At 65.4% G+C, this 21,794-nt stretch carries 18 protein-coding genes and 1 other RNA gene; 12 read left to right on the forward strand and 7 right to left on the reverse strand.

The annotated features are described in order from the left end of the window. Window positions 1-196 precede the first annotated feature (196 nt). Window positions 197-551, reverse strand: a transfer-messenger RNA (tmRNA) gene (gene ssrA / locus GST15_RS03045). A 170-nt stretch (window positions 552-721) separates the two neighbouring features. On the opposite strand from ssrA, the gene GST15_RS03050 reads away from it, so the two are divergent. Then, entirely contained in the window at window positions 722-1,558 is an 837-nt protein-coding gene (locus GST15_RS03050; RefSeq protein WP_159015788.1) for a sulfotransferase domain-containing protein, read from the forward strand. Between the two features lie 42 nt (window positions 1,559-1,600). On the opposite strand, the gene smpB is transcribed toward GST15_RS03050, so the two are convergent. Then, window positions 1,601-2,098 (reverse strand): SsrA-binding protein SmpB, encoded by a 498-nt coding sequence (gene smpB / locus GST15_RS03055; RefSeq protein ID WP_159015789.1) that lies wholly within the window; start codon window positions 2,096-2,098, stop codon window positions 1,601-1,603. A 44-nt stretch (window positions 2,099-2,142) separates the two neighbouring features. Here smpB and GST15_RS03060 point away from each other — a divergent pair, with 44 nt between their 5' ends. Both GST15_RS03060 and GST15_RS03065 read left to right on the forward strand, forming a co-directional pair. After that, entirely contained in the window at window positions 2,143-2,595 is a 453-nt protein-coding gene (locus GST15_RS03060) for a type II toxin-antitoxin system RatA family toxin (RefSeq protein ID WP_159015790.1), read from the forward strand. Further along, complete coding sequence (locus tag GST15_RS03065) at window positions 2,585-2,836, forward strand: RnfH family protein (protein WP_159016423.1); 252 nt, start codon at window positions 2,585-2,587, stop codon at window positions 2,834-2,836. The genes GST15_RS03060 and GST15_RS03065 overlap by 11 nt, the downstream gene beginning before the upstream one ends. Before the next feature lie 42 nt (window positions 2,837-2,878). Here the strand turns inward: GST15_RS03065 and GST15_RS03070 are convergent, their stop codons facing one another. Then, window positions 2,879-3,268: an outer membrane protein assembly factor BamE gene (locus tag GST15_RS03070; RefSeq protein ID WP_159015791.1), complete on the reverse strand. Its 390-nt coding sequence runs from the start codon at window positions 3,266-3,268 to the stop codon at window positions 2,879-2,881. Window positions 3,269-3,394: 126 nt separating this feature from the next. Here GST15_RS03070 and fur point away from each other — a divergent pair, with 126 nt between their 5' ends. Next, window positions 3,395-3,796: a ferric iron uptake transcriptional regulator gene (fur, locus tag GST15_RS03075; protein ID WP_159015792.1), complete on the forward strand. Its 402-nt coding sequence runs from the start codon at window positions 3,395-3,397 to the stop codon at window positions 3,794-3,796. A 6-nt stretch (window positions 3,797-3,802) separates the two neighbouring features. On the opposite strand, the gene recN is transcribed toward fur, so the two are convergent. Next, a complete protein-coding gene (recN, locus tag GST15_RS03080) occupies window positions 3,803-5,470 on the reverse strand; it encodes a DNA repair protein RecN (protein ID WP_159015793.1) in 1,668 nt (555 codons plus the stop codon). 152 nt (window positions 5,471-5,622) lie between these two features. Between recN and hrcA the strand changes: the two genes are divergently transcribed. The 4 genes from hrcA to dnaJ all read left to right on the forward strand — a co-directional run bounded on the left by hrcA (window position 5,623) and on the right by dnaJ (window position 10,568). Then, window positions 5,623-6,681: a heat-inducible transcriptional repressor HrcA gene (hrcA, locus tag GST15_RS03085; protein WP_159015794.1), complete on the forward strand. Its 1,059-nt coding sequence runs from the start codon at window positions 5,623-5,625 to the stop codon at window positions 6,679-6,681. 124 nt (window positions 6,682-6,805) lie between these two features. Next, the gene (gene grpE, locus GST15_RS03090; protein ID WP_159015795.1) at window positions 6,806-7,321 is read left to right on the forward strand and encodes a nucleotide exchange factor GrpE; all 516 of its coding nucleotides are present in this window, start codon (window positions 6,806-6,808) and stop codon (window positions 7,319-7,321) included. 125 nt (window positions 7,322-7,446) lie between these two features. Beyond that, window positions 7,447-9,369: a molecular chaperone DnaK gene (dnaK, locus tag GST15_RS03095; protein ID WP_159015796.1), complete on the forward strand. Its 1,923-nt coding sequence runs from the start codon at window positions 7,447-7,449 to the stop codon at window positions 9,367-9,369. A 71-nt stretch (window positions 9,370-9,440) separates the two neighbouring features. Then, window positions 9,441-10,568: a molecular chaperone DnaJ gene (gene dnaJ / locus GST15_RS03100; RefSeq protein WP_159015797.1), complete on the forward strand. Its 1,128-nt coding sequence runs from the start codon at window positions 9,441-9,443 to the stop codon at window positions 10,566-10,568. Between the two features lie 55 nt (window positions 10,569-10,623). Here the strand turns inward: dnaJ and GST15_RS03105 are convergent, their stop codons facing one another. The 3 genes from GST15_RS03105 to GST15_RS03115 form a co-directional block, all read right to left on the reverse strand. Then, entirely contained in the window at window positions 10,624-12,156 is a 1,533-nt protein-coding gene (locus GST15_RS03105) for a tyrosinase family protein (protein WP_159015798.1), read from the reverse strand. A 347-nt stretch (window positions 12,157-12,503) separates the two neighbouring features. Then, on the reverse strand, window positions 12,504-14,039 hold the full coding sequence (locus tag GST15_RS03110; RefSeq protein ID WP_159015799.1) for a tyrosinase family protein: 1,536 nt from the start codon (window positions 14,037-14,039) through the stop codon (window positions 12,504-12,506). A gap of 142 nt (window positions 14,040-14,181) precedes the next feature. Next, entirely contained in the window at window positions 14,182-15,675 is a 1,494-nt protein-coding gene (locus tag GST15_RS03115; RefSeq protein ID WP_159015800.1) for a tyrosinase family protein, read from the reverse strand. 329 nt (window positions 15,676-16,004) lie between these two features. Here GST15_RS03115 and dapB point away from each other — a divergent pair, with 329 nt between their 5' ends. The 4 genes from dapB to greA all read left to right on the forward strand — a co-directional run bounded on the left by dapB (window position 16,005) and on the right by greA (window position 21,791). Beyond that, entirely contained in the window at window positions 16,005-16,736 is a 732-nt protein-coding gene (gene dapB / locus GST15_RS03120; protein ID WP_159015801.1) for a 4-hydroxy-tetrahydrodipicolinate reductase, read from the forward strand. 176 nt (window positions 16,737-16,912) lie between these two features. Beyond that, window positions 16,913-18,037 (forward strand): glutamine-hydrolyzing carbamoyl-phosphate synthase small subunit, encoded by a 1,125-nt coding sequence (gene carA, locus GST15_RS03125; RefSeq protein ID WP_159015802.1) that lies wholly within the window; start codon window positions 16,913-16,915, stop codon window positions 18,035-18,037. Between the two features lies 1 nt (window position 18,038). Further along, window positions 18,039-21,284, forward strand: a complete 3,246-nt coding sequence (gene carB, locus GST15_RS03130; RefSeq protein ID WP_159015803.1) for a carbamoyl-phosphate synthase large subunit — start codon at window positions 18,039-18,041, stop codon at window positions 21,282-21,284. Window positions 21,285-21,314: 30 nt separating this feature from the next. Continuing rightward, window positions 21,315-21,791: a transcription elongation factor GreA gene (greA, locus tag GST15_RS03135; RefSeq protein WP_159015804.1), complete on the forward strand. Its 477-nt coding sequence runs from the start codon at window positions 21,315-21,317 to the stop codon at window positions 21,789-21,791. Window positions 21,792-21,794 lie beyond the last annotated feature (3 nt).

The following is a 21,794-nucleotide window of genomic DNA, read 5'->3' on the forward strand; positions in this document are numbered from 1 at the left end:
GTCGCGCAATCCAGGACGTCTCGACCGATCGGGCAAGCCAATCCGAAGACGCGATACCTGGGCGGGACGCGCACGACGCGCTGCGCGTCCAGCGGCACCAGATCCTGAGGGGGTATTTCCTCCAGTCGCAGCGTGCCGGCCAAAAAAAGGCCGGAACCTTTGCGGGTTCCGGCCTGGACTTGCCTTGCTGCTTGTATGGTGGAGGTGGGCGGAATCGAACCGCCGTCCGAAGGCACTCCATGCCCGGCACTACATGCTTAGCTCGCCGTTAAGTCTCGTCCCGTGGCAACACGACGTGCGAGGCACACCGCAGGACACACCCGCTTTGAGTTGAGTAACGGCTGACGGGTCGCCACCGATACCGATCCTGTAATGATGACCCTACATCCACGAGTACAGGCACAAGTGGGTTCGGGGCTTACGCCTTAAGCGGCGAGAGCGTAGACGTCGTCGTTGGCGTCTGGGTTTTTGCTGCTGGATTAACGAGGAAAGCTGCCCCCTCGGCATGCGCCAAGCGATTTCGTAACCCCCGTCGAAGCCAGTGCACCCCCGGGAATGTCGATGTCGCCGACTCCCGCAGTATAGGGTCGCATCACCGCCGCGCAAGCGGGGCGGGAGTGTCGTGCAGGTCCCGTATGGGTTCGGGTGCCACGGCACCGCCGCTATCATTCAGCAGGCAGCCGGCTGGCTGGCTGGTCACGATGAATGGAATGGCGCACTGATGGGCAACATCTGCTGGCTGGCCTCTTACCCCAAGTCGGGCAACACCTGGTTGCGCGCTTTCCTCGCCAACATGGTGGTCGATGGCGGCCGGCCGGTCGCCCTGGCGGAACTCACCCGATATTGCGAGGACGAAGCGCTGCCGGAGGATTACGCGGCGTTGGCGAAGAGGCCGAGCATCGATCTCACGATCCAGGACATCAGCCGCTTGCGGCCGCAGGTGCACGCCCGGATCGCTGCGCGCCATCCGGCGACGGTATTCGTCAAGACCCACAACATGTTCGGCAGCTATGACGGCTACCCGCTGCATGCAGCCGAGTTGACGGTGGCGGCGATTTACGTCGTGCGCAATCCGCTGGATGTCGTCCTGAGCATGGCCGACCATTTCGCATTGAGCCTGGACGATGCAATCGAATACCTGGGCTCGGACGATGCCGCGACAGCGAACGACGCCCTCCACGTCAGCCAGGTGCTGGCGTCATGGTCACGCCATGTCGCCAGTTGGGCGGATCAATCCAGCGCCAGCGTATTGGTGGTCCGTTATGAGGACATGCTCGACAAGGCGACCAAGACCTTCGGCAGGATCGCCAGGCTGCTGCGCATGGATGGCGATCGCGGCCGGCTGGAACGCGCGATCAAGTATTCGACATTCCCGGTGCTTGCCGCGATGGAGCGGCAGGCGGGATTCGTCGAGGCGTCCGGAAAAGGCGGGCGCTTCTTCCGCAAGGGTCGCGCCAACCAATGGCGGGAAAGCCTCAACCGCGACCAGGTCGCACGCATCGTCAACGATCACCGCGAACAGATGGCCAGGTTCAAATACCTGCCACCAGGGTTCTGATCGCGGCGGCCCGGCGCGCCACGCCACGTCGTTTCGGCCGGCTCAAGCGTTCTTGTTGTGGCTGCGCATCACGCGTTGCTTGTCGCGGGCCCAATCCTTCTCCTTGCTCGCCTCCCGCTTGTCGTGCGTCTGCTTGCCCTTGGCCAGCGCCAATTCGGCCTTGACCTTGTTGGCCTTCCAGTACAGCGCGGTGGGGACGATCGTGTAGCCGTCGCGTTGCACCCGTCCGATCAGCTGGTCGATCTCGTGCTTGTGCAGCAGCAGCTTGCGCGTGCGATGCGCATCGGCGATCACGTGGGTGGATGCGGAAATGAGCGGTGTCATCTGCGCGCCGAACAGGAACAGCTCGCCATCGCGGATGACGGCATAGGCCTCGGTGATGTTTGCCCGCCCGGCGCGGATCGACTTGAGCTCCCAGCCCTGCAACGCCAGGCCAGCCTCGAAGCGCTCCTCCAGGTGGTACTCGTGGCGAGCGCGTTTGTTCAGCGCGATGGTGCCGCCGCCGTTTGCCTTATCCTTGCCTGCCGTTTTCTTGCTCATTGCAAGCATTGTCCTCCGAACGGTCCCGAAGAGGCGAGCGATCGATGCCCAAAATCCAACGCAGCGCCCTGGTCGGGCACTCCGCCGCCCGGATGTTCGCACTCGTGAACGACATCCCGGCCTATCCGCGCCGCTTCGACTGGTGCGACAAGGCGCAGGTACTGGAGGAGGACGACGACCATATCGTCGCCCGGCTGGACCTGGGGCTGGGCGCATTGCGCACCTGGTTCACGACCTACAACACGCTGGAACCACCGCATCGCATCGACATGCAGTTGCGTGACGGGCCATTCCGCAAGTTGTCCGGACGCTGGGACTTCCACGCACTGGACGAATCCGCCTGCAAGGTGACGCTGACGCTGGACTTCGAGCCGCAGAGCCGCCTGTTGGGGCCCGCGATGGCGCTTGGATTCCAGGCGCTGGCCGATCGGATGGTCGACGACTTCGTGTCGGTCGCCAATGGCGCCGGACGGGAACGTGTCGCTGATCGGGATTGACGTCGTCCGCGCATGGCCGCGTCGGCATGAGGCCGTCCATCTGGAACTGCCGGAGGGGGCCACCGTCGGCGATGCGGTTTCGGCGAGCGGATTTTCCACGGATGGCGTCACCGCCCTGGCGGTATTCGGAGAGCGCGTCGAACCAGGCCACCGGTTGCGGGACGGCGATCGCGTCGAGCTGCTGCGGCCGCTGGAGATCGATCCCAAGGACGCACGTCGGCGGCGCGCGCGCCCCAAATGAAAAACCCGGCCGAAGCCGGGTTTTTCGTCCAGAAGGGGCCGGTTACTGGCCTTTCTTCTTGTCCTTTTCCTTCGCCAGGTTTCCGAACCGGCCCATGCGCTTGACCAGCGCCTCGTCCTGCTCGGGGAAGTACTGGCCGTCCCACTTCGTCAGCGCATCGCCGTCGAACCACAGGGTGAGGTCCTTGACATCGACGCGGCCGGTGCGGCTCGTGCGCTCGCTGGCGGCGTAATCCCAGCGCTCGTGGTGGAAGGGATCCATGATCGACGGCGTGCCCAGCAGCGCCTGGACCTGTTGCTTGCTCATCCCGGCCTGCAGCTGGTCGACGGCCGACTTGTCTATCAGGTTGCCCTGGTAGATCGGCTGCTTGTAGAGGATGCCGCAACCGGATGTCGTGGCAGCCAGTGCGATGACGAACAGGAACTTGCGCATGCGGATCCGCTTGGGTCGTGGGAAAACAGCGCGATGATACACTGACCACCGTTTCCGGACGTGGCGATCGTCATGCCGCCGGCCCGCGCGGATCGAGCCCTCGTCCGAAGCCAATGCGGAGTCCCCATGGAATCGCGAGACCTGCGCAAGGTTGGCTTGAAAGTCACCCACCCGCGGATGCTGATCCTCGACCTGCTCGAACAGATCAAGCCCCGCCACATGACGGCCGAGGACATCTACAGGCAGTTGCTGGAACAGGGGAACGAGATCGGCCTGGCGACCGTTTATCGCGTGCTCACGCAATTCGAGTCGGCCGGACTCGTGCTCAAGCACAATTTCGAAGGTGGCCACGCCGTCTACGAGCTCGACCGGGGCGAACACCACGACCACATGGTGGATATCGAGACGGGCAAGGTGATCGAGTTCCAGAGCACCGAGATCGAAGCCCTGCAGAGCCGCATCGCCGCCGAACATGGCTACGAGATCGAGGATCACGCGCTCGTGCTGTACGTGCGCAGGAAACGCTAGACCGCCTCAGCTGGCGTTCTTCAGCAGCCTGCGTGCGGCAGCACGCGCTTCCTTGCTGACGTCGACCCCGCCCAGCATGCGTGCGAGTTCCTCTTCGCGTTCGCCGGCTGACAGCACGACCACCGCGCTTTGCGTGACGCCCGAGCGTTCGGCCTTGCTGACCCGGTAGTGCGCATGTCCCTGCGCGGCGACCTGCGGCAGGTGCGTCACGCACAACACCTGGCGCGTCGCGCCGAGTGCGCGGAGTTTCTGCCCGACGATCTCCGCCACCGCGCCGCCGATTCCGGAATCGACTTCGTCGAACACCATCGTCGGTATCGCATCCATTCCAAGCGCCGCCACCTCGATCGCGAGCGAGATGCGTGACAGCTCTCCGCCCGATGCGACCTTGCGCAACGGCCTGGGTGGTTGGCCGGCATTGGCGGACACCAGGAACTCCACCCGTTCGCCGCCCTGGGGATCCGGGCGAGCGACGTCGTTGGCTTCCAGCAGCACCTCGAAGCGACCACCGCCCATGCCCAGCTCGCCGAGCAGCGCGCTGGTCGACTGCGACAGGGCGCTCGCCGCGGCCTGCCGACGACTGCCGAGGGTTTCGGCCGCGCGCTGCCAGGATTGCGCCGCGGCCAGGATCTCGCCGTCGAGCACGCGCACGCGATCGCCGGCCCCGCGCAAGGTCTCCAGTTCGGCCATCAGTGCATCGCGATGCGCGGCCAGGCTTTCCGGCATCGTCCGATGCTTGCGTGCGAGGTCATGCAGTCGTGCCAATCGCCGGTCGAGGTCGTCGAAGGCGGCTGGATCCACGTCGAGGTCGGCGCGGATCTGCTCGAGCAGGGCGGAGGCTTCATCCAGATGGATGAGCGCCGAATCCAGCATTCCGTCGACTTCGCCCAGCCGGGGTTCGAGTTCGAGCTGCCTGGACAACGCCGTGCGCACCTGCTGCAACTGCTGCGACAGGGCGGGACCATCGGCGCCGCCCATCAAGCCCAGCGCCTGCTCGCAACTGGCGATGAGTGCCGCCGAATGCGCGTGGCGTCGGTGCGAGCTGATCAGCTCGGCGATCGATTCGGGTTCGAGCGATTCGCGCTGCAATTCGCCCAGCTGGTGCTCCAGCCAGCCGATGTGTTCGGACATGTCCCCGCGCCCGGCGAGGAGGTCGCGCTCACGCAGTAATCCCGACCATGCATTGGCGGCCTTGCGCACCTCTCCAAGCTCCCGTTCATGCCCGCCGAAGGCATCGAGCAGCGCCAACTGGCTGACACGGGACAGCAAGGCCTGGTGTTCGTGCTGGCCGTGGATTTCCACCAGCGTCGCCGCCAGCTCGCCAAGCTGCCCGACGGTTGCCGGGCGGCCGTTGATCCACGCCCGCGAGCCGCCATCGGCGCGAAGGGTGCGGCGCAGCTGGCAGTCGTCGCCCTCGTCGAAGTCGGCATCGCGCAGCCAGGCCAGGGCTGCCGGCGCATCGCTCAGTTCGAAGTCCGCGACGAGCTCGGCGCGCTCGGCGCCATGGCGGACCATGCCGCTGTCGGCCCGCTGGCCCGAGAGGAATGCCAGCGCATCCACGAGCAATGACTTGCCGGCTCCCGTTTCGCCCGAGATGACGGTCAGGCCTGCGCCGAAGTCCAGTTCGGCGGCAGCGACGACGGCGAAATCCTTGATCGCGAGATGGCTCAGCATGGGCGCAATTGTGCGGGCAGGCGCAGACAGCTCCAAGCATGGCGCGCGTGGCGGCGCGCCGGGCAGGGCACAAGCCCCCAAGTCCTGTACGAAACACGCGTTTCCGGCCGTCGGTCCTTGCGCCAATGGATGCCGGGGCTTATATCCAACGCATGAGCCGCGCCTTTGCCGACGAAAGACCCCTGGACCAACGGTCCCGTCATCTGCTGCGGACGCTCATCGGGCGCTACATCCGCGATGGCGAGCCGGTCGGGTCGCAGACGCTGGCCCGCCACGCCGGCCTGGACGTCAGCCCGGCGACGATCCGCAACATCCTGGCCGACCTGGAGGATGCCGGGCTCCTGAGCTCGCCACATACCTCGGCCGGGCGCATCCCCACGGCGCAGGGCTATCGGGTGTTCGTCGACTCGCTGCTGCAATTACGGCCCTTGCCTGACGGCGAGCTGGCACGCCTTCGCCAGGAATTGCCGGCGGGATCCGGGACGCAGTCGCTGCTGGGCAATGCATCGGAGCTGTTGTCGGCGATGAGCCATTTCGTCGGCGTGGTGAGCGTGCCCCGCCGCGAGCAGTTCGCCTTCCGCCATATCGATTTCGTGCCGCTGGACGCGCAGCGCGTGCTGGCGATCCTGGTGTTCGCCGACAACGACGTGCAGAACCGCATCATCCAGACCCGCCGCGCTTACGATGCCGGTGAGCTGGAGCGCGTCGCCAATTACCTCAACCACCATTTCGCCGGCCGGCCGTTGTCGCAGATCCGCGCGGCGCTGGTCAGGGAACTCAAGGCCGCCCGCAGCGAGATGGACGTGCTGCTGGCGCATACGGTGGAGCTGGCCGAGCAGGCGCTGGTCGGCGGTGGCGAGGACATGCTGCTGGCGGGGCAGACGCGCCTCATGGGCGTCCAGGACCTCTCGGACCTGGATCGGCTGCGCGAGCTGTTCGAAGCCTTCGCCCGCAAGCGCGAGATCCTGCAACTGCTTGAGCGCACCCTGCGGGCGCCCGGGGTCCGGATCTTCATTGGCGAGGAGACCGGCCTGGCCCCGCTGGAAGGCATGTCGCTGGTCACCGCGCCATACCGGGCCGGCGGTACGGCCGACGGGCAGGTGTTGGGCGTGCTCGGAGTGATCGGGCCGTCGCGCATGGCCTATGAGCGCGTCATCCCGGTCGTGCAGGCAGCGGCGGACGTGCTCGGGGCGGCGCTGGACGCACCCTGATGGCCGGCTGATACCGGTCGGCGGGCACTGCGCCCGTCAGCTGAATTGCCTTGAAACAGTCGCGAACGCCCCTATGACGGGTGTTCTGGTGCGGCATGCGCGCCGCCGAACGGACCCTGGAACGATGACGATTGAACCGACGCAGGACGCTGACGTGGCCCAGGCCAGCAACGACAGCGCACACACCCAGGCCGACCGGATCGAGGCCCTGAAGGGCGAACTCGAGCAGATCCGCGCAGAGTCACTGCGCGAGCGCGCCGACCTGGACAACCAGCGCAAGCGCCTGGCGCGCGATATCGACATGGCGCGCAAGTTCGCCAACGAGCGCCTGTTGAGCGAACTGCTTCCGCTGTTCGACAGCCTCGAAGCCGGCCTGCTGGTTGCGCCGGTCGCCGACCCGCTGCGCGAGGGCATGGAACTCACGCTTCGCCAGCTCCACCGCATCGCGGAGAACAACGGGCTGGCGGAGGTCGCGCCGGCACCAGGCGACTCCTTCGACCCCGAGCGGCACCAGGCCATGAGCATGGTCCCGGCCCAGGGCGTGCCCCCGGGAACCGTCGCGCAGCTGTTCCAGAAGGGCTACCTGCTGAACGACCGACTGCTGCGACCGGCCCTGGTCGTCGTCGCCGAACACGACTGAGCCAGGCGCCCTCGTGGCGCGGATCCGAGGCCGGGGCGCTTGAAGTGCCCGACGACGGCCCCAGATCACCCCCAGCGGCGCTCCATCGCCAACCCACCATCAAAGCATCCGAGAGGGAGACACACATGGCCAAGATCATCGGCATCGACCTGGGCACGACGAATTCGTGCGTGGCGATCATGGAAGGCGGCAAGCCGCGCGTCATTGAAAACGCGGAGGGCGATCGCACCACGCCGTCGATCGTCGCCTACACCAAGGACGGCGAAGTGCTGGTCGGCGCATCGGCCAAGCGCCAGGCCGTCACCAATCCCAAGAACACGTTCTATGCCGTCAAGCGACTGATCGGCCGCAAGTTCGAGGACGCCGAGGTCAAGAAGGACCTGGATCTCGTTCCCTACGGGATCATCCAGCACGACAACGGCGATGCCTGGGTCGCGACCAGCGATGGCAAGAAGCTGTCGCCGCAGGAAGTCTCCGCACGCATCCTTGAAAAGATGAAGAAGACCGCCGAAGCCTACCTGGGCGAGACGGTGACCGAAGCGGTGATCACCGTGCCGGCGTACTTCAACGACTCGCAGCGCCAGGCGACCAAGGACGCCGGCCGCATCGCGGGCCTGGACGTCAAGCGCATCATCAACGAGCCCACCGCGGCCGCGCTGGCCTATGGCATGGACAAGAAGGGTGGCGACCGCAAGATCGCCGTCTATGACCTCGGCGGCGGTACGTTCGACGTGTCCATCATCGAGATCGCGTCGGTCGACGGCGACATGCAGGTTGAAGTGCTCGCCACCAACGGCGATACCTTCCTGGGCGGTGAGGATTTCGACAAGCGGGTGATCGACTTCCTGGTCGAGGAATTCCAGAAGGAGCAGGGCATCGACCTGCGCAAGGACCACCTGGCGTTGCAGCGCCTGAAGGACGCTGCCGAACGCGCGAAGATCGAGCTGTCCACCAGCCAGCAGACCGAAGTCAACCTGCCGTACGTGACCGCCGACGCTTCCGGTCCGAAGCACCTCAACATCAAGCTGACCCGCGCCAAGCTGGAGTCGCTGGTCGACGACCTGATCAAGAAGACGATCGGCCCGTGCCAGATCGCGATGAAGGACGCTGGCATCAAGCCCGGCGACATCGGCGAGGTGATCCTCGTTGGCGGCCAGACGCGCATGCCGAAGGTCCAGCAGGCCGTGACCGAGTTCTTCGGCAAGGAGCCGCGCAAGGACGTGAATCCCGACGAAGCGGTTGCCGTCGGTGCGGCCATCCAGGGTGGCGTCCTGCAGGGCGACGTCAAGGATGTCCTGCTCCTCGACGTGACCCCGCTGAGCCTGGGCATCGAGACCTTGGGCGGCGTGTTCACCAAGATCATCGAGAAGAACACCACCGTCCCGACCAAGGCGGCGCAGACGTTCTCGACCGCCGATGACAACCAGAGCGCGGTGACCGTGCATGTGTTGCAGGGCGAGCGCGAGCAGGCGCGATTCAACAAGTCGCTGGCGAAGTTCGACCTGACCGGCATCGAGCCGGCGCAGCGTGGCATGCCGCAGGTCGAGGTCGCCTTCGACATCGACGCCAACGGCATCCTGCACGTGTCGGCCCGCGACAAGAAGACCGGCAAGGAACAGAAGGTGGAGATCAAGGCCGGTTCGGGCCTGTCGGACGAGGAAATCCAGCGGATGGTCCAGGATGCGGAAGCGCATCGCGAGGACGACAAGAAGTTCCATGAACTGGTCCAGGCGCGCAACCACGCCGACGCCCTGATTCATGCAACCCGCAGCGCGATCAAGGACAATGGCGACAAGGTCGGCGGCGAAGTCATCGGTCGTGCGGAAGGCGCGATCGCCGAGCTGGAAACAGCGATGAAGGGCGATGACAAGGCGCAGATCGAAGCCAAGTCCAAGGGGCTGGAAGAAGCAGGCCAGGCGTTGTTTGCCGCCGCGCAGCAGGCCGGTGCTGGCGCTTCCGGACCACAGCCCGGTGCGCAGGGCGGTGGCGAGGATGTCGTCGATGCCGAGTTCACCGAGGTCCGGGACAACGACGGCAAGCAGGCCTGAAGCGATCGAACAGGCGATGACGGGCAGGCCCACGGCCTGCCCGTTGTTGCGTCAGGGGAATGGATCCATCCATGAGCAAGCGTGACTATTACGAAGTCCTGGGTGTCGCCCGCGACGCGTCGGACGACGAACTGAAGAAGGCTTATCGCCGCTGCGCGATGAAGCACCATCCGGATCGCAACCCCGACGATGCGGTGGCGCTGGAGGCGTTCAAGGACTGCAAGCAGGCCTACGAAATCCTGTCGGATCCGTCCAAGCGGCGGCTCTACGACGCGCACGGACATGCCGCGTTCGAGCACGGTGGCGGCGGCCAGGCGCCCGGTGCCGGGTTCGGCGACATGGGCGACATCTTCGGGGACATCTTCGGCAACATCTTTGGCGGCGGAGCGCCCGGTCGCGGCGCGCGACGCGGTGCCGACATCGGCTACGTGATGGAGCTCGACCTGGAGGACGCCGTCGCAGGCACCCAGAAGCAGATCGAGATCCCGACGCTGGCCGGTTGCGGCGCCTGTGCGTCCACCGGCTCCGAGGACGGCAAGCTCAGTGTCTGCGCGACATGCCACGGGCACGGGCAGGTGCGCATGCAGCGCGGCATCTTCACCATGCAGCAGCCCTGTCCGCACTGTGGCGGCCGTGGCCAGAACATCACCAATCCCTGCAAGGTCTGCCACGGCGCCGGCCGCGTCGAGGAAGAAAAGATCCTGTCGGTGAAGATCCCGGCGGGCGTCGACAACGGCGACCGCATCCGCCTGGCCGGCGAAGGCGAGGCCGGGCCGGCGGGAACGCCGCCTGGCGATCTCTACGTCGAAGTGCGGGTGCGTCCGCATCCGATCTTCGAGCGCGACGGCGACGACCTGCATTGCGACGTGCCGATCCGCATTTCGCAGGCTGCGCTGGGCGATTCGGTGCGGGTGCCGACACTCGGTGGCGAGGCGGAGATCCGCGTTCCCGCCGAGACCCAGACAGGCAAGGTCTTCCGCTTGCGCGACAAGGGCGTCAAGTCGGTCCGCAGCCGCAAGCCGGGCGACCTGTACTGCAAGGTCGTGGTCGAAACGCCGGTGAATCTCACCTCCGAGCAACGCGTGCTGATGGAGCAGTTCGAAGCGACCTTCACCGGAGAGAACGCACGCCGGCATTCGCCCAGGTCATCGACATTCCTCGACGGCGTCAAGGGCTTCTGGGATCGCATGGTCTCCTGAGGCATTGCTGCAAATCGAGGTGCGCCGATCGACGCACCCCGCCGCAAGCCCGGCGTTATTGCCGGATCAACTGCATCGATGCCACCAGTGGCTTTGCATTCGGGTTCGGCCGACCGCCCGGCACGATGGTGAGCAACAGGCTGTCCGGCGCATGCACGTTGTTACGGGCCAGCCGCTGCAGGATCGATGTCACGTCGAAGCTGTAGAAGTTTTCTCCCAGTGCTTCGGCCATCGCGCCGCCACCGTGGTCATGGAACTCGGCGTCGAAGAAATTGATGTTGCCGACATAGTTGTCCGGCTGCAGCCGCTGTGCGCGTGCCGGCCTGAGGTACAGGTGGTAGAGGACCTCGGGCTGGGCCCATGCGTGGAGGCCCTTCAGCACGACGTAGCAGCGCTGCTCGGGATGCGCCGCATCCAGTCCAAGGACGGACGCCGCGTGCGAGCCTGCAATTCGCAGCAGATCGACATCCACGGCGCTGGCGCCGAGGTTCGCGCCGGCGCGCGCCTGGCCGACCAGTCGTGGCGCGGAGCCGCCCGTCAACGTGGCGGTGCCGGACAACATGCTGGTCGCGGCCAGCGTGGTCGTCGGCGCCACCGGGCGCGGTATGAGCGCATCGTAGGTGTAGCCCATGTTCGCCGCGTTGAATGCGCTGCTCAGCTTCCGCGTGGCCCTGACGCCCTTCACGTCGGCGAATACGAAGGACGCGCTGGCCCATGGCGCGGTGGTTGGATTCTTGCCGCCGGTCCTGTTCCAGCTGGCCCACATGCGGTCGATGTTGCTGTGATGCACCCAGAACAGCGGGTCGTTGCACGCGTATGGAACCGTGCCCATGCCGTCGCCGTTGCCGACAAGTACGTGGATGCGACCGTGGATGCCGGAGTCGATGGCGCGACAGAAGCCCTGCACGCTGTTGACATTGCTGTAGGTCGTTTTCAGCAAGGCGTCGGAGATATCCATCGGGTCACCGGGTTGACCTTGCTGGATCGGCAGCCCGCTGTTGGCCAGCGAAGAGCGCTCCGGCCGGTAAAGGCTGCCGAAGACAGGGTCATCGGGAAGGATGAACTGCGGCGGCAGCACGCCGCGTTTCGCCGGGTCGCTTGAGGTGTAATCCCAGTAGGGCAGGGTGAAATCCGACCGGCCGCTGACCTGCCGCACGATGCGCTCGAAGTAGTAGACGAACAGCCGGTGCCACGGGAAGAAATTGTTGTAGTTCTGGCCCGAGTGCGGCTGGCAGGTGTCCCAGGTGTCGTTGGCCAGGGTCTTCAGCGTGGATGGATTGGAGCCGAAGATGCGGGACATCTCAGCTGTTTTCGTCGTGCTGCCGTCCACGAAATGGGTGTACCACTGCCACATCCAGCTCATCGGGTGGGTGGGCCCGAGCGCTTGCATCCTGGGCACGGCGGCGGCATAGATCGCCAGCATTTCCTGGCCCTTCGAGCTCGCGGCGTCGTAGCGGACCTTCAGTGTTGCGGCTTCGGCCACGGGCGACAGCCCAAGTGCCAGCGGAGCGGCCGCGAACGCCTTGAGCACGTCCCTGCGGGGAATCAGGATTGCGGTCGAGTCACAGGGTGAGGGGCAGCATTCCATGGTGTGTTCCTCCGAAATCCATCGCTGCGCGGATGACTCCGATGTCATTCATCGGCGCAGCGGATGTCACTTTCGGAGCTTGCCCGCGGATGGAATTGATGCAGATCAAAAGCGCAGTGTATTGGTGCGCATTGATGTTTCATTGTGGCGCGACACTGCGATGACTGTCGCGCTCGATATCGCGCTTGCAGCCTCGGCCATCATCTTGATCGCTGGTGGGCGACGCCGACTTCGCCACCTGCAGCCAGGTGCCTGGCCGAAGCAGCAGGCATGCGCGCGTCGGGAGAGCGTTCCAGTAAAGGAAAGGGCCGCATCTGCGGCCCTTTCTTCAAATACGGTTGCTGTCGCTACTGACGAACCAGCTCGATCGTGGAAACGATCGGCTTGCCGCCGGGAGTCGGTTTGCCGCCAGGAACGAAGGTCACGAACAATGCATCGCGCGCGTTGTGGTTTCCGCTGAGCGCAATCCTCTTGAGTATCTCGGTGACATCGAAGCTGTAGAAATTCTCGCCAATGGCGGCGCCCATCGCGCCATGCCCGTGATCATGGAATTCGGCGTCGAAGAAGTTGATGTTGCCCGCGTATGCCTGCCGGGTGAGCCTCGGCTGTCCGCCTGCGGGAGTGAGGTAGACGTGGTAGAGGACTTCGGGCTGGGACCAGGTATGCAGGTCCTTGACCACCAGGTAGGTGCACTTGTCGGGCTGGTTGGGATCCAGGCCAAGGACCGCCGTCTGCGGGGTTCCCGCGAGGGGCTGCAGGGACACATGCATCGCTGTTGCGCCAAGCGCGGCTGGCGCCGCCGATCTGGCGACATGCTCGGCCTTCTTGCCTGGCCTGCTCGAGGTGGATGCGCCCAGCAGTGTCGTTGCGCTTGCGGCAGCCAAGGTGGCGGGTGCGGCCGGGGGCGGCGTCGGCTTGGGAATGAACGCGTCGTACGAGTAGCCCAGGTTCAATGCGCTGAACGCGAACGACAGCTTGCGCGCCACGCGGACACCGTTGGCATCGGCGAACACGAACATCTGATTGGCCCAGGCCGTTTCCGGTGTCCCCAGCGTCGGGTTCTTGTTGCCATTCTTGTTCCAGCTGGCCCACATCCGGTCGATGTTGCTGTGGTGCACCCAGAACAGCGGGTCCTGGCAGGCATAGGGAACCGCCCCCATGTCGCTCTTGGTGCCGACCAGCACGTGGATGCGGCCATGGATGCCCGAATCGATGGCGCGACACAAACCCTGCACGCTGTCGACCGTGCTGTAGGTCGTCTTCAGCATGGCGTCGGTGATGTCCATCGGATCGCCGGCCTGGTATTTCTGGATCGGCTCGCCACTGTTGGCGAGCGTGCCGCGATCGGGTCGATACAGTGATCCGTAGATCGGGTCGTCGGGCAGCCGGAATGCTTCAGGCACGACGCCACGCTTTGCCGGATCGGTCGAGGTGTAGTCCCAATAGGGCAGCGTGAACTCGGGATGCCCGCCGACCTGGCGCACGATCCGCTCGAAGTAGAAGACGAACAACCGATGCCAGGGCAGGAAGTTGTTCGAGTTCTGCCCGGAGTGCGACTGGCAGGTATCCCAGGTTTCGTTCGCAAGCGAACTCTGCGGCGTCACATCGGTGCCGAAGATGCGGGTGATCTCGTCGGCCTTGGTCGTGGTGCCGTTGACGAAATGCGTATACCACTGCCACATCCAGCTCATGGGATTGTCAGGGCCCAGCGCCTGCATCTTGTAGACGGCGTCGGCGTAGATGGCGAGCATGGCCTGGCCGTCCGGGCTGGCGATGTCGTAGCGCACCTTCAGGTCGGCTGCACGTGCGAGCGGCGACAGTCCAAGGGCCATGGGCATGGCGGCGGCGCCCTTCAGCAGGGTTCGGCGGGTTATCGAGGACATGCGGCTTTCCTTCTGCGGCGGCGCCAGCATCGCGGGCGCCACTCGGGGCTGTGTTGGAGTGGATTGCACGCAGGCGCGCCATCACAAGCGACGGCGCGGCCTGGCGGTGCAGTGGACGTGTGGCGATCCGTCATTCCCGGAGTTACTGGATGACGAGTTCGATCGTGGCCACGAGTGGCTTCGCCCCCGCGGTTGGCGTGCCCCCAGGCACGAAGGTCACGAGCAGACCGTACCGGGCATTCGGATTTCCGCTTCTCGCGATGCCCTGCAATAGCCGGGTCACGTCGAAGCTGTAGAAGTTCTCGCCGAGGGCTTCGGCCATGGCGCCGTTTCCGTGGTCATGGAATTCCGCGTCGAAGAAATTGATGCTCCCGACATGGCTTTCCCTGCCCAACCGGCCGCCAGTGACGGGCGTGAGGTAGACGTCGTACAGGACTTCAGGCTGCTTCCAGGTATGCAGGTCCTTGAGCACCAGGTAGGCGTGCTTTTGGGGCTGCGCCGGATTCAGGCCCAGGACCGTCGTCGTCGGTGCGCCCGCAAGCGGGACCAGTCTTGCGTGCACGGGCCGGGAACCGAGTTCGGCGGCGGTTTGCGCCTTTGCCACAGATTGCGGTTTCGTGCCGGTGCTCCGGGTGGCGGTCGTCGCGGTCGCGGCGAGTGTCGTCGCGGGACTCACTGCGGGCGGAATCAAAGCATCGTAGGTGTACCCGAGGGGTTCGGTGCTGAAGTAATCCAGCAGCCTGCTTGAGACGCGCTGGCCTTGCGGGTCGGCAAAGACGAATGGCTGCCTGGCCCATGCGACCGTGGAGGGATTGACGCCCCCATTTGCGTTCCAGCTCACCCACATCCGATCGATGCTGGAGTGATGCACCCAGAACAGGGGGTCGCGGGCGGCGTATGGGACCGCGCCCATGTTGGTCTTGTTTCCAACCAGCACATGGATGGCTCCGTGGATGCCCGAATCGATGGCGCGACAGAAACCCTGTACCGCGCCGACCGTGCTGTAAGCGGTCTTGGCCATCGCCGTGCTGATGTCCATCGGATCGGCGGCCTGGTTCTTCTGGATCGGTTGGCCGCTATTGGCCAGCAAGGTGCGGTTGGGCCGGTACAGGACGCTGTAGGTGGCGTCGTCCTTGAGGCGGAACTGCAGCGGCAGGACGCCGCGCAATGCGGGGTCGGCCGAGACGTAATTCCAGTACGGCACCGCGAATTCCGGATGGCCGCTCACCTGGCGGACGATGTTCTCGAAGAAGAACAGGAACATGCGGTGCCACGGCAGGAAGTTGTTCGCGTTCTGTCCCGAATGCGACTGGCAGGTATTCCACATTTCCGTCGCCAGCGAGCTTGTCGGCGTCACCGTGGTTCCGAAAATGCGGGCGATCTCGTTGGCCTTGGTCGTCGTGCCGTCGACGAAATGCGTATACCACTGCCACATCCAGCTCAATGGGTTGTCCGGCCCCATGGCCTGCATCTGCTGAACCGAATTGGCGTAGATCTCCATCATCGCGGCCCCGTTGGGGCTGGCGATGTCGTAGCGCACGACCGGGTCGGCGGCATTGGCGTAGCGCGCCACCCACAATGCCAAGGGCATCGCGGCTGCGCCCTTGAGGAAAATGCGACGGGATACCTGGCTCATGACATCCTCTTGTGCCGAATCCGTCCGGCACCGACGAGCTACATCCAGCACGGGCAACCGATCAGCGTGGATGTGCCAGGTGCTGATCGCGTTCGACCGGCGCAATCCGCGCCAGCTCAATCGCCGGGCGCGAACGCCAGCGATCCACGGTATGAAAACCGTTAAGGCGTGAGCGCGCGGTCAAATCCAAAGCATGATTGGTGTCATGTAACCGGTTTGTCTTGTTTAGTTACATGACAACGCGCAGGGGTCGCCGGAACCACCGGTGCAGACCGGCAGTGCGCCATATGGCGTTGTCCAACCCGCTCGTAACCGGCTAGCCTGCATTGATGAGTACACCCGCAACCCCTGTCCGGCCGCGCCTTCGTGTCGTCATCCATGGCGCCACTGGGCGCATGGGCGAAGCCCTTGTGCGGCTTGCCGCCACCGATGACCTGCTGGAGATCGTCGCCGCGGTGTCCGCGAGCGTCGACCAGCGTGTGGTCGACGGCATCCCCAGGTTCAGCGCACGGGAGCTGGAGGGCCTGCCGGCGTTCGACGTGGCCATCGATTTCAGCCGACCCGACGGTTTCAGCCAGATCCTCGCCCTGTGCGTCCAGCGCGCAGCCGCGCTGGTTTCCGGCACCACCGGTCTGGATGCTGCCCAGAAGCACGCCCTGCAGGCCGCTGCGGCAGGCATTCCCGTGCTGTGGGCCTCCAATTTCAGCCTGGGCGTCGCCGTGCTGGCCGACCTCGTCGAAAGGGCGGCACGCGCCCTGCCGGACTGGGACTGCGACATCGTCGAGGCCCACCACCGCAACAAGCTGGACGCCCCGTCGGGGACCGCGTTGTCGCTGGGCGAGGCCGCGGAGCAGGGCGGGGCACTGCCGCGGTATGCGTCGCTGCGTGCGGGAGATATCGTCGGGGAGCACACGGTCCAGTTCACGGGCGTGGGTGAACGGATCGAACTGGTCCACCGTGCCGGCAGCCGCGAGATATTCGCGCGCGGAGCCCTGCATGCCGCCTCCAGGCTGGCGGGACGTGGCCCCGGCCTGTACCGGATCGGCGACATTCTCGACTGATCGCGGGTGGCGCGGGCGGCCTCGCGCCGGTAGAATTCCCGCTCGCCCTGTTTCCCTTTCCTGGCCTCCTCCTCGCCAGCTCGGACCGGCTCCACGCCGCGTCCGCGCTTTGCTGCAGCCTGCGCTCACGTGCGGCCCGCAATCGAGGCGGATTCCAACCCACCTAGGCGATGCCCGTGACCCAGCCCGCAATCCTTGTCCTCGAAGACGGCACCGTGTTCGAGGGTGACTCCGTCGGCGCATCCGGACTGGCAGTGGGCGAAGTGGTGTTCAACACCGCGATGACCGGCTACCAGGAAATCCTCACCGATCCCTCCTACGCGCGCCAGCTGGTCACGCTGACCTATCCGCACATCGGCAACACCGGCTGCAACGCGGCAGACGATGAGTCGACGCGCGCCTGGGCTGCCGGCCTGATCGTCCGGGACGTCCCGCGCCGGCCATCGAGCTGGCGCAATGAGGTGGCGCTGCCGGAATGGCTGCAGCAGCGGGGCGTCGTCGCGATCAGCGGCATCGATACCCGCAAGCTGACCCGCCTGCTGCGCGACCGCGGTGCGCAGGGTGGAGCCGTGATGGCTGGCGACGCGATCGACGTCGACGTGGCGCTGGAAGCCGCGCGCAAGTTCCCGGGCCTCAAGGGCATGGACCTGGCGAAGGAAGTCAGCGTCCGCGAATCGTATCGATGGACGGGTGGCCAGCTCGACCTGGACAGCAATGCCTTCATCGAGGCGCCGTCGAAGTTCCGCGTGGTCGCGTACGACTTCGGCACCAAGATCAACATCCTGCGCATGCTCGCCGAGCGCGGCTGTGACGTCACCGTCGTTCCCGCCCAGACTTCCGCCGCCGACGCACTCGCGTTGAAGCCCGACGGCATCTTCCTGTCCAACGGTCCGGGTGATCCGGAGCCCTGCGATTACGCGATCGCCGCGATCGGCGAGTTCATCGCCCGGAAGATCCCGACATACGGAATCTGCCTGGGCCACCAACTGCTCGGGCTTGCCGTCGGGGCGAAGACGTTGAAGATGAAGTTCGGCCACCACGGCGCCAATCATCCGGTCATCGACCTGGACACCGGGCGCGTGCTCATCACCAGCCAGAACCATGGCTTCGCGGTCGACGAGGCCACCTTGCCCGCGAACGTGCGCGTGACCCACCGATCATTGTTCGACGGCAGCAACCAGGGGCTGGAGTTGACGGATGCGCCGGCGTTTTCGTTCCAGGGCCATCCCGAGGCCAGTCCCGGGCCGCACGACGTGAGTTATCTCTTCGATCGATTCGTGGCGTCGATGGAGGCGCGCTGACATGCCAAAGCGCACCGACATCAAGACCGTCCTGATCATCGGCGCCGGCCCGATCGTGATCGGCCAGGCCTGTGAATTCGATTACTCCGGCGCCCAGGCCTGCAAGGCGCTGCGCGACGAGGGCTACCGCGTCGTGCTGGTCAACAGCAACCCGGCGACGATCATGACCGACCCGGACATGGCCGACGCGGTGTACATCGAGCCGATCAACTGGAAGACGGTCGAGAAGATCATCGCCAAGGAAAAGCCCGATGCGTTGTTGCCGACGATGGGCGGACAGACCGCGCTGAACTGCGCGCTGGACCTCGCCGACCACGGCGTACTCGAGCAATACGGCGTCGAGTTGATCGGCGCATCGCGTGAAGCCATCCGCATGGCCGAGGACCGCGAACTCTTCCGCGTGGCGATGGCCGAGATCGGCCTGGATTGCCCCAAGGCCGAGGTCGCGCGATCGCTGGAACAGGCGATCGAGATCCAGGCGACCGTCGGATACCCGACGATCATCCGCCCCAGCTTCACGCTCGGCGGCAGTGGCGGCGGCATCGCCTACAACCGCGAGGAACTCATCGACATCGTGAGCCGCGGGCTCGAGTTGTCGCCGACCAGCGAGGTCCTCGTCGAGGAATCGGTGCTGGGCTGGAAGGAATTCGAGATGGAGGTCGTCCGCGACACCGCGGACAACTGCATCATCGTCTGCTCCATCGAGAACCTCGATCCGATGGGCGTGCATACCGGCGACTCGATCACGGTCGCCCCGGCGCAGACGCTCACCGACAAGGAATACCAGCGCCTGCGCGATGCATCCATCGCGGTGTTGCGCAAGATCGGCGTGGATACCGGCGGCAGCAACGTGCAGTTCGGCATCAATGCGCAGACCGGGCGCGTGGTCGTGATCGAGATGAATCCGCGCGTGTCGCGATCCTCGGCGCTCGCCTCCAAGGCCACGGGATTCCCGATCGCCAAGGTCGCGGCCAAGCTCGCGGTCGGCTACACGCTCGACGAGCTCAAGAACGAAATCACCGGCGGACTGACGCCGGCGTCGTTCGAGCCCAGCATCGACTACGTCGTCACCAAGATCCCGCGCTTCGCGTTCGAGAAATTCCCCGCCGCCGACGCGCGCCTGACGACGCAGATGAAGTCGGTCGGCGAGGTCATGGCGATCGGCCGCACGTTCCAGGAATCGCTGCAGAAGGCGCTCCGCGGACTGGAGACCGGCAAGGTCGGCCTCGATCCGACGGGCTTGGATCTAGCCGATGACGCCGACCTGGCAACCCTGCGGCGCGAGGTCAAGGAGGCCGGTCCCGAGCGTGTGTTCTTCCTGGGCGATGCCTTCCGCGCCGGCATGAGCGTCGAGGCGGTGCACGCGTTGTCGTTCGTCGATCCGTGGTTCCTCGACCAGATCGAGGAACTCGTCGCGATCGAAGGCGACGTCGTGTCCGGTGGACTGGATGCGCTCGACGCGCGCCGCCTGCGCCATCTCAAGCGCAAGGGCTTCTCCGATGCGCGCCTGGCCCAGCTGACCGGAACGAGCGAATCGGCGCTGCGGGCGCTGCGCAAGGCCTTCGGCGTGCGACCCGTCTACAAGCGCGTGGATTCCTGTGCGGCCGAATTCGCGACGACGACGGCTTACCTGTACTCGACCTACGAGGACGAGTGCGAGGCCAATCCGACCGACCGCAGGAAAATCATGGTGCTGGGCGGCGGGCCCAACCGGATCGGGCAGGGCATCGAGTTCGATTACTGCTGCGTGCATGCGGCGCTTGCGCTGCGCGAGGATGGCTATGAAACCATCATGGTCAACTGCAATCCGGAAACCGTGTCGACCGATTACGACACATCCGACCGCCTGTATTTCGAGTCGCTGACGCTCGAGGACGTGCTGGAGATCGTCGAGGTCGAACAGCCGGTTGGCGTGATCGTGCAATACGGCGGGCAGACGCCACTCAAGCTGGCGCAGGCGCTGGAAGCCAACGGCGTGCCGATCATCGGCACGTCGCCGGAATCGATCGACCTGGCCGAGGATCGCGAGCGCTTCCAGCAGCTCGTCACGAAGCTGGGCCTCGCGCAGCCGTCCAACCGCACCGCGCGCAATCCCGATGAAGCGTTGACGCTCGCGCGTGAGATCGGGTATCCGCTGGTGGTGCGTCCCAGCTACGTGCTCGGCGGGCGCGCGATGGAAGTCGTGCATTCCGACGCCGACCTGTCGCGATACATCCGCGACGCGGTCAAGGTTTCCAACGATTCGCCCGTCCTGCTGGACCGGTTCCTGGACAACGCCGTCGAGGTCGACATCGACGTCATCGCCGACAAGGACGGCAACGTGCTGATCGGCGGGGTGATGGAGCACATCGAGGAGGCGGGCGTGCATTCCGGCGACTCTTCCTGCTCGTTGCCGCCGTACTCGCTCTCGCCGGCGACCCAGGCCGCATTGCGCGAGCAGGTGATCGCACTGGCCAAGGCACTCAACGTCATCGGCCTGATGAACACGCAATTCGCCGTGCAGACGGGCCCCGATGGCGAGGACAGGATCTTCCTGCTCGAAGTGAATCCACGTGCCTCGCGCACGGTTCCCTTCGTGTCCAAGGCGACGGGGCGACCGCTGGCCAAGATCGCCGCGCGCTGCATGGCCGGCATGACGCTGGCCGAGCAGGGCGTCAGCGGCGAAATCGTGCCCGACTACTTCTCCGTGAAGGAAGCGATCTTCCCTTTCGCGAAGTTCCAGGGCGTGGATCCCATCCTCGGCCCGGAGATGCGCTCGACGGGCGAGGTGATGGGTGTCGGCCGCAGCTTTGGAGCGGCGTTCGCCCGCGCCGAGGAAGCGGCGAGCATCAAGGCGCCAGGCACGGGCAAGGCCTTCATCTCGGTGCGCGATCCCGACAAGACGCGGGTGCTGCCGGTGGCGCATGACCTGGTGCGTCGTGGCTACACGCTGGTCGCCACGCGCGGCACCGGCACGTTCCTGCGCGAGCAGGGGCTGGCCTGCGAGTTGATCAACAAGGTCATCGAGGGCCGCCCCCACATCGTCGACCTGATCAAGAACGGCGAGATCGCGTATATCGTCAACACGACCGAAGGCCGCCAGGCGATCTCCGATTCGTTCTCGATCCGGCGCGAAGCCCTGCAGCATCGCGTCACCTATTCAACGACCATCGCCGGCGCCAAGGCGCTGCTGCACTCGCTGGATTTCCGCGACAGCGGGCCCGTCTGGTCGCTGCAGGAGCTGCACGCCGAACTGGAGTCTTGCTGACGCCATGCGCAATCACACAAGGACATCACGATGAGAGCGCCGTTGACCGTCAAGGGCGCACAGCGCCTGCGCACCGAGCTGGAAGAATTGAAGTCCGTGAAGCGGCCCGCCGTCATCGCCGCGATCGCCGAGGCGCGTGCCCACGGCGACCTCAAGGAGAACGCGGAATACCACGCCGCGCGTGACCAGCAGAGCTTCATCGAAGGGCGCATCAAGCAGCTGGAAGCCGAGCTGTCGAATGCGCAGGTGATCGACATCGCCACGCTCGACGTCGGCAAGAAGGTCGTCTTCGGCGCCACCGTGGACCTCGCCGACACGGACACGGACGAGGAAAAGACCTACCAGATCGTTGGCGACCTGGAGGCGGACATCAAGCATGGACTGGTGGCGATCTCGTCGCCGGTCGCGCGCGCCCTGATCGGCAAGCACGAGGGTGATGTCATCGTCATCGATGCGCCTGCGGGACAGCGCGAGTACGAGATCGTCGGCGTTCGTTACGAAGCCTGACGG

Source organism: Cognatiluteimonas profundi (assembly GCF_009792795.1).
GTDB classification, from domain to species: Bacteria; Pseudomonadota; Gammaproteobacteria; order Xanthomonadales; family Xanthomonadaceae; genus Cognatiluteimonas; species Cognatiluteimonas profundi.

Excerpts from the sequence above, each read along its gene's own strand:
- GST15_RS03050 (WP_159015788.1), top strand. The coding sequence starts at position 722 with ATGGGCAACATCTGCTGGCTGGCCTCTTACCCCAAGTCGGGCAACACC.
- smpB (WP_159015789.1), bottom strand. The coding sequence starts at position 2,098 with ATGAGCAAGAAAACGGCAGGCAAGGATAAGGCAAACGGCGGCGGCACC.
- GST15_RS03060 (WP_159015790.1), top strand. The coding sequence starts at position 2,143 with ATGCCCAAAATCCAACGCAGCGCCCTGGTCGGGCACTCCGCCGCCCGG.
- GST15_RS03070 (WP_159015791.1), bottom strand. The coding sequence starts at position 3,268 with ATGCGCAAGTTCCTGTTCGTCATCGCACTGGCTGCCACGACATCCGGT.
- fur (WP_159015792.1), top strand. The coding sequence starts at position 3,395 with ATGGAATCGCGAGACCTGCGCAAGGTTGGCTTGAAAGTCACCCACCCG.
- recN (WP_159015793.1), bottom strand. The coding sequence starts at position 5,470 with ATGCTGAGCCATCTCGCGATCAAGGATTTCGCCGTCGTCGCTGCCGCC.
- hrcA (WP_159015794.1), top strand. The coding sequence starts at position 5,623 with ATGAGCCGCGCCTTTGCCGACGAAAGACCCCTGGACCAACGGTCCCGT.
- grpE (WP_159015795.1), top strand. The coding sequence starts at position 6,806 with ATGACGATTGAACCGACGCAGGACGCTGACGTGGCCCAGGCCAGCAAC.
- dnaK (WP_159015796.1), top strand. The coding sequence starts at position 7,447 with ATGGCCAAGATCATCGGCATCGACCTGGGCACGACGAATTCGTGCGTG.
- dnaJ (WP_159015797.1), top strand. The coding sequence starts at position 9,441 with ATGAGCAAGCGTGACTATTACGAAGTCCTGGGTGTCGCCCGCGACGCG.
- GST15_RS03105 (WP_159015798.1), bottom strand. The coding sequence starts at position 12,156 with ATGGAATGCTGCCCCTCACCCTGTGACTCGACCGCAATCCTGATTCCC.
- GST15_RS03110 (WP_159015799.1), bottom strand. The coding sequence starts at position 14,039 with ATGTCCTCGATAACCCGCCGAACCCTGCTGAAGGGCGCCGCCGCCATG.
- GST15_RS03115 (WP_159015800.1), bottom strand. The coding sequence starts at position 15,675 with ATGAGCCAGGTATCCCGTCGCATTTTCCTCAAGGGCGCAGCCGCGATG.
- dapB (WP_159015801.1), top strand. The coding sequence starts at position 16,005 with ATGAGTACACCCGCAACCCCTGTCCGGCCGCGCCTTCGTGTCGTCATC.
- carB (WP_159015803.1), top strand. The coding sequence starts at position 18,039 with ATGCCAAAGCGCACCGACATCAAGACCGTCCTGATCATCGGCGCCGGC.
- greA (WP_159015804.1), top strand. The coding sequence starts at position 21,315 with ATGAGAGCGCCGTTGACCGTCAAGGGCGCACAGCGCCTGCGCACCGAG.